Annotated in this window: 10 protein-coding genes and 1 pseudogene; 3 read left to right on the forward strand and 8 right to left on the reverse strand. The window is 55.4% G+C overall.

Translation table 11 applies throughout. The features are described from left to right. The 5 genes and pseudogenes from ACLQ7H_RS02050 to ACLQ7H_RS02070 all read right to left on the reverse strand — a co-directional run. Positions 1–740: pseudogene (locus ACLQ7H_RS02050) on the reverse strand (ammonium transporter); the annotation flags it as partial. Positions 741–777: 37 nt separating this feature from the next. Beyond that, a complete protein-coding gene (gene glnK, locus ACLQ7H_RS02055; RefSeq protein ID WP_004949337.1) occupies positions 778–1,116 on the reverse strand; it encodes a P-II family nitrogen regulator in 339 nt (112 codons plus the stop codon). 270 nt (positions 1,117–1,386) lie between these two features. Then, positions 1,387–3,165, reverse strand: coding sequence for a SmdB family multidrug efflux ABC transporter permease/ATP-binding protein (locus ACLQ7H_RS02060; protein ID WP_411751229.1), 1,779 nt, complete (start codon positions 3,163–3,165; stop codon positions 1,387–1,389). Continuing rightward, the gene (locus tag ACLQ7H_RS02065) at positions 3,158–4,933 is read right to left on the reverse strand and encodes a SmdA family multidrug ABC transporter permease/ATP-binding protein (protein ID WP_411751230.1); all 1,776 of its coding nucleotides are present in this window, start codon (positions 4,931–4,933) and stop codon (positions 3,158–3,160) included. Before ACLQ7H_RS02065 ends, ACLQ7H_RS02060 begins: the two co-directional genes overlap by 8 nt. 80 nt (positions 4,934–5,013) lie before the next feature. Beyond that, positions 5,014–5,475 (reverse strand): Lrp/AsnC family transcriptional regulator, encoded by a 462-nt coding sequence (locus tag ACLQ7H_RS02070; RefSeq protein ID WP_021180156.1) that lies wholly within the window; start codon positions 5,473–5,475, stop codon positions 5,014–5,016. 166 nt (positions 5,476–5,641) lie between these two features. On the opposite strand from ACLQ7H_RS02070, the gene ACLQ7H_RS02075 reads away from it, so the two are divergent. Further along, positions 5,642–6,691, forward strand: a complete 1,050-nt coding sequence (locus ACLQ7H_RS02075; RefSeq protein WP_411751231.1) for a PLP-dependent cysteine synthase family protein — start codon at positions 5,642–5,644, stop codon at positions 6,689–6,691. Between the two features lie 137 nt (positions 6,692–6,828). Here the strand turns inward: ACLQ7H_RS02075 and cof are convergent, their stop codons facing one another. After that, positions 6,829–7,650, reverse strand: a complete 822-nt coding sequence (cof, locus tag ACLQ7H_RS02080) for an HMP-PP phosphatase (protein ID WP_411751232.1) — start codon at positions 7,648–7,650, stop codon at positions 6,829–6,831. A gap of 132 nt (positions 7,651–7,782) precedes the next feature. Here cof and ACLQ7H_RS02085 point away from each other — a divergent pair, with 132 nt between their 5' ends. Together ACLQ7H_RS02085 and queC are read left to right on the forward strand one after the other, a co-directional pair. Further along, positions 7,783–9,489, forward strand: coding sequence for an SgrR family transcriptional regulator (locus ACLQ7H_RS02085; RefSeq protein ID WP_411751233.1), 1,707 nt, complete (start codon positions 7,783–7,785; stop codon positions 9,487–9,489). Positions 9,490–9,654: 165 nt separating this feature from the next. After that, positions 9,655–10,353, forward strand: a complete 699-nt coding sequence (queC, locus tag ACLQ7H_RS02090) for a 7-cyano-7-deazaguanine synthase QueC (protein ID WP_411751234.1) — start codon at positions 9,655–9,657, stop codon at positions 10,351–10,353. A gap of 286 nt (positions 10,354–10,639) precedes the next feature. Here the strand turns inward: queC and ACLQ7H_RS02095 are convergent, their stop codons facing one another. After that, positions 10,640–11,053, reverse strand: coding sequence for an acyl-CoA thioesterase (locus ACLQ7H_RS02095; protein ID WP_024483947.1), 414 nt, complete (start codon positions 11,051–11,053; stop codon positions 10,640–10,642). A gap of 197 nt (positions 11,054–11,250) precedes the next feature. Next, on the reverse strand, positions 11,251–11,408 hold a 158-nt coding region (locus ACLQ7H_RS02100), incomplete at its 5' end, for a ComEA family DNA-binding protein (protein ID WP_411751235.1).

Raw genomic sequence — 11,408 nt, forward strand, 5'->3', positions numbered from 1 at the left:
CCGTTAGCCGCACTGGCCGAACCGGCGTTGAAGCCAAACCAGCCGATATACAGGATCGAGGCACCGGTAAACACCATTGGCAGGTTGTGTGGTTTGAAAGCCTCTTTACCATAGCCGGCCCGTTTACCCAACAGATAGGCCCCTACCAGACCCGCGCTGGCCGCGTTGATGTGCACCACGGTACCGCCCGCAAAGTCCAGCGCGCCGTCGGTTGCCAAGAAACCACCGCCCCAAACCATGTGCGCAATCGGCAGGTATGAAATCGTGAACCAGATGGCGGCAAAAATGACTACCGCAGAGAAGCGGATGCGTTCGGCAAAACCGCCCACCACCAGCGCCACGGTAATACAGGCGAAGGAACACTGGAACGCCACGTGGATCATCTGGCTAAAGGTGCCGGTCAGGCTATCTATCCCGATCCCTTTGAGCATCACCGTCTGGAAACCACCGAAGAAGGCGTTACCTTCACTGAACGCCAGGCTGTAGCCGTAAATAACCCACAGCACACACACCAAGGCAAAGGTGACGGTCACCTGAGTCAACATCGAAAGAACGTTCTTGGAGCGCAGCAGACCGCCGTAGAATAGCGCTACGCCCGGTAAGGTCATAAACAGCACCAGCGCGGTGCAAATCATCATAAAGGCGTTGTCTGCCTTGTCTGCCACCGCCGGAGCGGCCAGTGCCAAAGAAGGAACCAGGGTTACCAAACTCAGGCCCAACGTGGATAACAGTCTTTTCATTATCAATCCATCCCCATTCAGTTGACTGAACCTGTGATCACAGAGCCGCTTCGTCGGTTTCGCCGGTACGAATTCGAATCACACGTTGCAATTCCGCAACGAAAATTTTGCCGTCACCGATCTTGCCGGTGTAGGCCGCCTTGCTAATCACATCAACCACTTCATCCAACTGGTCATCGGCAATAGCGATATCAATTTTGACCTTAGGTAAGAAATTGACGCTGTACTCTGCCCCGCGATACAGCTCGGCATGCCCCTTCTGGCGGCCAAATCCTTTGACTTCGGTTACGGTCAGTCCCTGAATACCTACAGAGGATAAAGCTTCACGCACGTCCTCTAACTTGAATGGTTTGATCACCACGGTAACCAGCTTCATATTGCCTCTCCACGATTAAGCCCAAAAATCACCCCGCTACCATTCATACCAAGCAAAGGCTGTGCCATAAATTTATTTATTATTTAATTCAATGCATTAGATGAAATACGAAGAATTAATGACTGGCGATAGGCGGGAGCACAGATCGTGGGTTACCGAACGCGCACCCTTTTGGTGCATTGCGCGTTGGGAAAGTGCAGTAGGAGGGAGTTGAAAAGCGCTATTGCCTGTGGATGGTGCGGGCTCCTGGAGCGGAGCCCTTGCTTGAGGTTATGCGGGTTGCGTTTCGTCGCGAGTCGCGGCAGCCAACTCTTCGCCCACCAGTTGTAGCTGATACATCTGGTAGTAGCGGCCCTGCTGTGCCAACAGCTGCTGATGGTTCCCCTGCTCTACGGCATGACCGCGATGCAGTACCAGAATAGAGTCGGCATCAACAATGGTTGAAAGGCGATGGGCGATCACCACCAGCGTCGTCTGCTCGCGGATCAACCGTAAGGCACGCTGGATCGCCTGCTCGGTGCCAGAGTCGATGTTTGCGGTCGCTTCATCCAGGATCAGGATCTGCGGTGCCTGGACCAGCACGCGCGCTAAGGCCAGCAACTGCTTCTGTCCTACGGACAGGTTGTTCCCCTGCTCCCCAAGGCGTGTATGGACCCCTTGTGGCAAGCTACGTACCAGTTCGCCCAGTTGCACCGTTTCCAGCGCCTGCCAGACCGCCTCTTCACCGATAGAACGACCAAGCGTGACGTTCGCCAGCACCGATTCCGCCATCACCACCGGATCTTGCTGCACCATAGCGATACCTTGGCGCAGGGTGCGGTGCGAAAGCGTAGACAGCGGGCGACCATCCAGACGAATTTCCCCTTCACTCAGCGGATAATAGCCCATCAACAGGTTAGCCAGGGTGCTCTTTCCGCTGCCGGTATGGCCCACCAGGGCAACAAAACCCCGTGACGGCACCTGCAACGAGATATGTTGCAGCACTTTTTTGTCGCTGCGGTAGGCAAAGCTCAGGTCGCTAATATCAATACGGCCGCTCGCCAGCGGGCGATCGTCACTGCCATAGCTCTGCTGGCTGCGATCCATCAGTTCGAAAATACGTTCACCGGCCACCACCGCCTGCTGCAATATCGATTGCTGGGCGGTCAGCTCAATTAACGGTTCGTTCAAACGGCCAAGATAGTTGATGAAGGCATACAGCACCCCTACGCCAATCGCGCCCTCACCGCTGAAGCCAAACAGCATCAGCAAGCCACAGAGTACTAGGGCAGAGAACAGGCTAAGCAGTGGCCGCAACAGGAAACCATCCAGGCGCAGCGTCTGCATCCGGGCGGTGTAATGCGAGCGGCTGGCCGCACTCATGCGCTCGCCAAAACGGATCTGCTGGCGGAACTGCTGGATCACCCCCATGCCGCTGATCACTTCGTTGAAGCCGTCGTTGATATCCGCCAGATAGCTACGCATCCGCCGCACAATCGGTGTGCTGTAGTATTGGTAGATCCCCATCACCACCAGCACCGCCGGGAAGATGCAGATCGCCACCAGCGCCATGCGCCAGTCCAGGCTGAACATCGCCACCAGCATTGCCCCGATCAGCGCCGCACTTTTCAGTACCGTGGACACCACCATCACATACAGATCTTTGATCACTTCGGTATCGTTGGTCACCCGCGAGATCAATTGCCCGACAGGCTGGGTATCAAAGGCGCTCAGCGGTTGGCGCAGGGCCGCGTCCATCACGTCGGTGCGTAACCGTTGTACCACCCCAACCGCCACCCGATTAAACAGGATGGCCTGGAAATAGTGCAACGCCGCAGCGAGCAGTTCCAGCAGGATATAAGCCACCGCCAGGGAGCTGACAATCATCAGCGGCAGTTGCCCTTTGGCAACATAGTTATCAATAAAGTAGCCAATCAGGATCGGTCCGGCGACTTCTGCCGCCGCCGCTACCCACAGCATCAACACCGCCAACCCGAGAGGTTTACGATAAGGCGAGCCATAGGCCAGCAAGCGTTTCAGCGTTGGCCACATATTTTGTATCTTACTCATCGGCCAAAACCTCCTCGGTGCTATCAGGAGCCTCATCCAACGCCGCTTCCAGTTGCTGATAACGATACATGTCGCGATACCAACCAGGCTCACCAGCCAATTGCCCATGCTGCCCGCGCTGTACCACCGAACCCTGTTGCATTACCAGGATTTCGCTGGCTTCCGTCAGGGCCGAAAGGCGGTGTGCGCTGATGATCACCGTGCGGTTTTGCCCCCAACTGCGCAGGTTATGCAAGATCTGGTGTTCGGTGCGCCCATCCACCGCCGAGAGGGCGTCGTCGAGGATCAGAATTTCCGCCTCCAACAGTAGTGCCCGCGCGATGGAAATACGTTGTTTCTGGCCACCAGAAAGCATCACGCCACGCTCCCCCACCTCGGTCTCGTACCCCTGAGGCAAACGCAGAATATCTTCATGCACGCTGGCCAGTCGCGCTGCCTGCTCAATCTGTTCCTGAGTGGCCGCGGGGTTGCCCAAGGCAATATTATTGGCCACGCTATCGGAGAACAAGAACGGCGTCTGGCTGACGACTGACAGACGTGAACGCCACTCGTCGAGCTTGATCTGGGTGAGTGGCAAACCGTGATAGCGGATATGGCCGTCATCAATATCGAACTGGCGCTGGATCAACGATAGCAGCGTCGATTTGCCCGAACCGGTAGGCCCACACAGCCCCAGCATTTGCCCCGGCCGCAACTGCAACGCCACGTCATGCAGAGCTGGTTTGTTGGTTTGCGGATAATGGAAGGCGTTAATTGCCACATTCAGGTTACCGCGCCCGGCGGGCAGATCGAGTTCACCATCCTTCACGGCCGGTGCCTCTTCCAGCAGGCTGCGGATACGGCTATAGGCGGCACTGCCGCGCTCGACGATGTTAAACATCCAGGCCAGTGCCAGCATCGGCCAAATCATCAGGCCGAGGTACATGACAAAGCTGGTCAGTTGCCCCAACGTGAGGGAACCGTTAACCACCATCCAGCTACCACCGCCGATCGCCAGCAGGTTGGCCGCGCCGATAGCGATGTAAATGGTCGGATCAAAGCGCGCATCGACTCGCGCCACGTGCATATTCTTTGCGCCGGTTTGCGCTGCTACTTCAGCAAACTGGTTAGACTGATGATCCTCCAGGCCAAAAGCCTTGATCATACGGATGCTGGTCATGCTCTCCTGTGCCTGATCGTTAAGGCTGGAGAACGCGGCCTGCGCTGACTTGAAACGCTGGTGCAGCTGATCGCCATAGTATTTGATGACGATCGCCATGATCGGCATCGGGATCAGGGAAAGCAGGGTCAATTGCCAACTGATCTGGGTACTCATCACGATCAGCACCGCCAGCCCCATCACCAAAGAGTCCACCAGCGTCAGCACGCCTTCACCGGCGGCAAACACCACACGGTCGACGTCATTGGTCGCCCTGGCCATCAGATCGCCGGTACGGTGGCGTAGATAGAAAGCCGGGTTCTGACGGCTGAGTTGACGATAGAAGTTTTCCCGCAGTTCGACGGCCAGTTGATAGGAAGCCCCAAACAGCAGCACTCGCCACACGTAACGCAGCAGATAAACCACAATGGCGGTGCCAATCATCAATCCCAGCCAGGCCATCAGCACCTTGTTGGACATCTGATCCTTGGTGACGCCATCGACAATGATGCCAACCAGCTTAGGCGGCAGCAGTTGCAGGATGGCAATGGCAATCAGCAGCACCACGGCCCCGAGATAGCGGCGCCACTCGCGGCGGAAGTACCAGCCTATTTGAGCAAAGAGTCTCACGCAGTTTTATTCCAGACAATATCCGACAAATTACCGGCTGCAGCCCTGCAACCTTAACATTCAACAGTAGAGTGAAGATTTCACTCTGGCACGGGTAGCGCCGTGGTGTATTTGATTTTTTCCATCGCGAAGCTGGAAGTGACATCAATCAGCCCCGGCACGCCAGTCACCAGGCGCTTATAGAAATTGTCATAGCTTTTCATGTCCGCCACCTCGACCTGCATCAGGTAATCATACTCCCCCGCCATACGGTAAAACGCCAACACTTCCGGCATCTGCGCGGTGAGATCGACAAATTTCTGATACCACTCGCTGCTGTGCTGCTGGGTTTTTATCAGCACAAACGCCGTCAGGCCAAGCCCGAGCTTTTCATTATCCAGCAGCGCGACACGTGCGCGAATGTAACCTTCATCTTCCAGCCTTTTTAGCCGTTTCCAGCAGGGCGTTGAGGTCAGATTCACCGCTTCGGCCAGCACTTGCAACGATTGCGTGCAGTCCTGTTGCAGCATGCACAGCAGTTTACGGTCAGTTTTATCCAACATAGGGTGATTTCATAGAAAATATTTCTCCTATTAGGCGATTAAACAGGAAAAATGGCAATCCTTTTTTCTCGCTGAACCGCTATGCTACACCTCAAACATCCCTGCTGGATTTCAAGCTAGAGCTTGCAAAGCGGCGGGTTTAAGCCCCCTATTTTGAGGCCAGATCATGACAAACGCTTGGGTAAAATATGCTATTGGTGAAATAGAAGCGGATTTTCAACGCTCCGCCGATACGCACTTGATCCGCTTGAACCTGCCGGAATTTCCCGGTATCTATCTTTACCTGAAAGACGAGAGCACCCATCCCACCGGCAGTCTGAAACACCGCCTGGCGCGTTCGCTGTTCCTTTATGGGCTCTGTAATGGTTGGATCAACCAGAACACGCCAATTATTGAAGCCTCTTCGGGCAGCACCGCGGTATCTGAAGCCTATTTTGCCCGCCTGCTCGGCCTGCCGTTTATCGCGGTGATGCCTTCCTGCACCGCCAAACGTAAGGTGGAGCAAATCGCCTTTTACGGTGGTCGCAGCCATTTTGTCGATCATGCGGCCCAGATTTATGCGGTGTCAGAAGAGTTGGCCAAAGAGCTGAACGGACATTATATGGATCAGTTCACCTTTGCCGAACGCGCCACCGACTGGCGTGGTAACAACAACATCGCCGACAGCATTTTCCGTCAGATGGAGCGCGAACCGCACCCGATCCCGAAACACATCGTGATGAGTGCAGGGACCGGGGGGACCTCAGCAACGCTAGGGCGCTACATTCGCTATCAAGGGCATGATACACAGCTCACCGTGGTCGATCCGGAAAACTCGGTGTTCTACGACTGCTTCCATCATGGCGATCGCACCATCATCGGCAGCTGTGGCAGCCGCATCGAAGGGATTGGCCGCCCACGCGCCGAACCGTCGTTTATCCCTTCGGTGATCGACAACATGCTGCGCGTGCCCGATGCCGCCAGTATCGCCACCCTTTATTGGTTGGAAAACATTCTTGGCCGCAAGGTAGGCGCCTCTACCGGGACCAACGTCTGGGGAGCGCTGCAACTGGCCAAACAGATGCGGGATAAAGGCGAGCAAGGTGCCATCGTCACCCTGTTATGCGACAGCGGCGAGCGTTATCTGGATACCTATTACAATAGCGACTGGGTCAACAACCATATCGGCGATTTGACGCCATATAGCGCTCAGCTGGCTAATTTGTTAGAAAAATAAGTTATTAAGTTACTATAGATTATCCAGAAGCGCGCAGCATGCAGCGCCCCTACAAGTTAAGTTCGGTGAAGGTTTTTCAGTAATCAAACATAAAAAAAGCCGGGTAGTCATACCCGGCTGGCTGTAATGGTAATACCTCAGAATTCGGGGGAATAGGTGAGGTGTGGTGAACGCAGCCAATGGTGTAAATAGTGAGCCACCGCCTGCTGTTCGCAGTGGCCGATAACCTGTAGTTGAGGCAGTAACGATTTCAACTGTGGCAGGGCATTGCCCATCACCAAGCCGTGCCCGACTCCCGCCAGCATTTCCTTATCATTCATCGCATCGCCAAAAGCCATACAGTCAGCCAACGTCAGCCCCAGATGGCGGCTCAGCCTGTCCAATGCCGCTCCCTTGTTGCAGCCCTTTGGCAGCACTTCGAGGCAATCATAGGCCGAGAAGCACAGGTCGGCACGGGTGCCAAAATGCTCACTCAACTGTACCTGCAGTTTGACCAGTTCTTCATGAGGGGCACAGAAACAGACCTTGCTGTTGCCAAACGCGGGCAGACGACGCAAATCGGTGAGTTGGAAATGAAAGCCACTGAGATGATGTGCAGCCAGCATTTCTGGCACCGCGGTTTCGGTCAACCACCCCTCATCACGAAACACGTGCATGCTGGCAGAGGTACGCCAGTGGGTATGCAACACTTCTTCGGCAATCTCCGCCGGTAAGTCGGTAGCATGCAGTTGCTGCCCTTGCTGATCATAGACGCGAGTGCCGTTACCGGTGATCAGATAACCTTGTAAACCCAGTTGCGCCATGATCGGCTGGGCATCGAGGTAATGCCGCCCAGTGGCAAAGGTCACCACCATCTCCCTGTCGATAAGCTGCTTTAACGCGCTCAACGTTTCCGGCCCGACACGGTGATCGGGGGTCAGCAGGGTGCCATCCATATCGAAAGCGGCCAGGCGATACATAGGAACCTCGTAAATGTGAGCACAATGGCAATCACCGCAGTATGGGGTGGTATTTACGGAAGTAATAGGGAACAATTTGCATAAACACTTCCTGATTTATCTTTCATCGCTTGCAACATCTAGGATAACGCTATGCGCCAGGTCCATCGCCTCGGTCAGTATCAACGCTTGTTCCACCAGCTAGGCAACACGCCGGTGGCGATCACTATCGGTGAATTAGCCGCGATCTTCTATTGCAGCGAGCGACATGCACGTACTCTGGTGCAGCAATTGCAGGAACAAGGCTGGCTAAGTTGGCATTCACAGGCCGGGAGGGGGAAACGCGCGCAGTTGCAATGCCTGAAAACTCCTGATGAACTGCGGGCCGCGCATCTCCAGCGTTTACTGCAACAGGGCGATCACCAGGGTGCCTTGGAAATGGCGCAGTTGGCGCCACAACATCTGCAAGAGTTGCTGAGTCCCCACCTCGGTGGCCAATGGCAAGAAGGCAGCCCTACGCTGCGTATCCCTTATTATCGCACGTTGGAAAAACTCGACCCGTTGACGCTAAGCGGCCGTGCGGAACAGCATCTGGTCGCGACCGTCTATGCCGGTTTGACACGCTTCAATACCGGTTGCCCAGAACCCCAGCCCGATCTGGCCCATCACTGGCAGATTAGCGAAGACGGCCTGCGCTGGCAGTTCTTTCTGCGCAGTCAGCTACGATGGCATAACGGCGAGGCCTTGACTGGCCAACAGCTGTTGCAAACTCTCAACGCCCTACGACACCATCCGCGCAGTCAGCCATTATTGAGCAGCGTGGCAGCAATCAGCCTGCCGCATGCGCTATGTGTCCAGTTCGATCTGCAAATGCCCGATTATTGGCTGGCACACCGGCTGGCAGAACTGCCCTGCCTGATGACGCATCCAGAGTTACCAACCATCGGCGCAGGTCCCTTTAAGCTGGCACTAAACGAGCCGCATATGGTGCGGCTGGAACAGCATCCTTACTACCATCTGCAACATCCTTATCTGGAAAGCATCGAATACTGGATCACGCCAGAGTTACCAACCCGCAGTACCGACACCAGTTGCCAGCACCCGGTACGCATCACCATCGGCCAGCAGGAGGAACTGGCACAGGCTCGGCCGGTACAACGCAGCATGAGCCAAGGGTGGTGCTATCTGGCGATTAACCAGCGCCGTGGCGTACTGACTGAGGCACAAGGGCAAAAGCTGCTGATGCTGATCCAGTACTCCGGGTTGCTGGCCAATTTGCCCATCCAGCAGGGCGTGATCATGCCAAGCCATGAAATGCTGCCAGGCTGGGCGATCCCTGAGCATGATGTCAGGCAGGATGTTGAGCTGCCTCCTCGGTTGACACTGCTGTACCATCCTCCGATCGAACTTGAGAGCGTGACTCAGGCTTTGCAACAATTGCTGGCGGAGCATGGTTGTCAATTAGAGATCCACTATTATTCCGGCAAACGCTGGCAGAGTACCGAGCAAATAGCCCAAGCCGATCTGCTGCTGGCCGATAACCTGATTGGTGAAGCCCCGGAAGCGACGTTAGAAAGCTGGCTACGTCGCGATTTGCTGTGGCAAGGGATCTTGCGAGAAGAGGATTGGCAACACCAGCAGCGGATCCTGCAACAGATCCAGCAATGCCCAGCACCGCAGCAGCGCTACAGCCAGCTAAAAGCGTATTATCAACAGTTGATGGGAGCCGCGATCCTCACTCCCCTATTCAACTATCAGTATCAGGTCAGTGCCCCTCCCCGTATACATGGCGTGATGCTCACCGCCTACGGCTGGTTTGATTTTTGCCAGGCTTGGCTGCCACCGCCGCTGGATGATTAGGTTGGCCTACGCTGTTGCGAGCATTTCTGATAGCATCCCCGCATGTGTGTTACGAAGCCCAATAGCGCCAGTCTCAGGCCAGTAACGCTGTAGCCTGGCAGCAAAGGGCATAAACCGGCCGCCCGAATGTGCATCGGGAATGGCTTCAACCCAAAAGGTAGATTTATGAAGCGCGCAGTCGTCGTTTTTAGCGGTGGACAAGACTCCACGACCTGCTTGATCCAGGCATTGCAACAGTATGATGAAGTTCACTGCATCACGTTCGATTACGGCCAGCGTCATCGCGCCGAAATCGAGGTGGCCCAGGCCCTATGCCACACTCTGGGCGCTAAGGCGCACAAGGTTTTGGACGTTGGGTTGCTCAATGAGCTGGCCATCAGCAGCCTGACTCGCGATAACATTCCGGTCCCCGCCTACGACAGCTCACAGACCGATGCCTTGCCAAGCACCTTTGTGCCGGGGCGCAACATCCTGTTCCTCACCCTGGCGGCGATTTACGCCTACCAGGTGGAAGCCGAAGCTGTGATCACCGGCGTGTGCGAGACCGATTTCTCGGGTTATCCGGATTGCCGCGACGAGTTTGTTAAGGCCCTCAATCAGGCCATCGTGCTGGGGATCGCACGTGATATTCGCTTTGAAACCCCACTGATGTGGCTCAACAAGGCTGAGACCTGGGCGCTGGCGGACTATTACCAGCAGTTGGAACGCATCCGCCATGAGACGCTCACCTGTTATAACGGCGTTCAAGGCGACGGCTGTGGAGAATGCGCGGCCTGTCATCTGCGCGCCAACGGGTTGCAGCAGTATCAGCAGGATAAGGTCGGCGTGATGGCCAGCCTGAAGCGGAAAACCGGCTTGGTTTAAGCCAGTTCATGGGCGGCTGGAATGCCGCTCAATAAGTCAGATTAAGCCATCGTTGGCTCCCCTTACCCCAACCCTCTCCCAATGTAAAGATAGGGATCTACATAAACACCAGTTTAGGGAGAGGGGGCTGGAGTGGTGTTGTCATCGGGTACTGAGATATCCCTGTAGCACCGACCCTTTCATTTACCGATGGTCAGGTCGCGAGAGAAATAACCGCTGGCACGTTCGGTCCCCTCTCCCTGTGGGAGAGGGCTAGGGTGAGGGCCATGACCAGCACGATGCTTAATCAGGCCTCAGCATCTTTCTGCTGTAGTGCCACCAGATGTTCACGCAGTGCGCCTTCAATCGGCAGTGCACGCTGGGTTTTCAAATCGATACAAACAAAGGTTAGCGTCGCGTCGGCGACCACTGTCCCCTCAGGCTCCAGCAATACCTGCTGGCTCAGCACGCCGCTCTTGCCATTGAGTTGCAGCATCTGGCTATCGATACGCAGCTTATCCCCCAATACGGCGGGCTTACGATAATTGATATTGATGTTCACCACGATAAACGCGATGTTGTTTTGCGTCATCCAGTGGAAAGCATCCAGATCCTCCAGCCACTCCCAGCGCGCTTCCTCCAGGAATTCCAGATACCGGGCATTATTAACGTGTTGATAGACATCAAGATGATAGCCACGAACTTTGATATAAGTCTGCATAGTGAAACAACCGCTCCTGCTCTGGTGATAGCGAATTAATACCGGCATACCCGTTCAGTGTTATCCCTCCTTGCAGGCTACACGCCTGTACCGCAGAGCTTGGGCAAAGAGTTTGCGATGGATGACTGGTATGACCTGTAAAATGTAGCAGAGCAGCGCGGCTGCGAGGGCACTTTGCCACACAGCCGCGAGCGGGATCACATTTTCAATCGATCACGATTTCTTTCCACCAAGGAGGGACCGATCCCCGGCACCTCCTGTAGCTGGTCTATTTCGCTAAACGGCCCGTTCTGTTCGCGGTAGCGCACTATGGCCTCCGCCTTTTTCAGCCCTACGCCGTTCAACACGCTGGCTA

This window comes from Serratia sp. (in: enterobacteria), assembly GCF_046715635.1.
GTDB lineage: Bacteria > Pseudomonadota > Gammaproteobacteria > Enterobacterales > Enterobacteriaceae > Chania.

Excerpts from the sequence above, each read along its gene's own strand:
- glnK (WP_004949337.1), bottom strand. The coding sequence starts at position 1,116 with ATGAAGCTGGTTACCGTGGTGATCAAACCATTCAAGTTAGAGGACGTG.
- ACLQ7H_RS02060 (WP_411751229.1), bottom strand. The coding sequence starts at position 3,165 with ATGAGTAAGATACAAAATATGTGGCCAACGCTGAAACGCTTGCTGGCC.
- ACLQ7H_RS02070 (WP_021180156.1), bottom strand. The coding sequence starts at position 5,475 with ATGTTGGATAAAACTGACCGTAAACTGCTGTGCATGCTGCAACAGGAC.
- ACLQ7H_RS02075 (WP_411751231.1), top strand. The coding sequence starts at position 5,642 with ATGACAAACGCTTGGGTAAAATATGCTATTGGTGAAATAGAAGCGGAT.
- cof (WP_411751232.1), bottom strand. The coding sequence starts at position 7,650 with ATGTATCGCCTGGCCGCTTTCGATATGGATGGCACCCTGCTGACCCCC.
- ACLQ7H_RS02085 (WP_411751233.1), top strand. The coding sequence starts at position 7,783 with ATGCGCCAGGTCCATCGCCTCGGTCAGTATCAACGCTTGTTCCACCAG.
- queC (WP_411751234.1), top strand. The coding sequence starts at position 9,655 with ATGAAGCGCGCAGTCGTCGTTTTTAGCGGTGGACAAGACTCCACGACC.
- ACLQ7H_RS02095 (WP_024483947.1), bottom strand. The coding sequence starts at position 11,053 with ATGCAGACTTATATCAAAGTTCGTGGCTATCATCTTGATGTCTATCAA.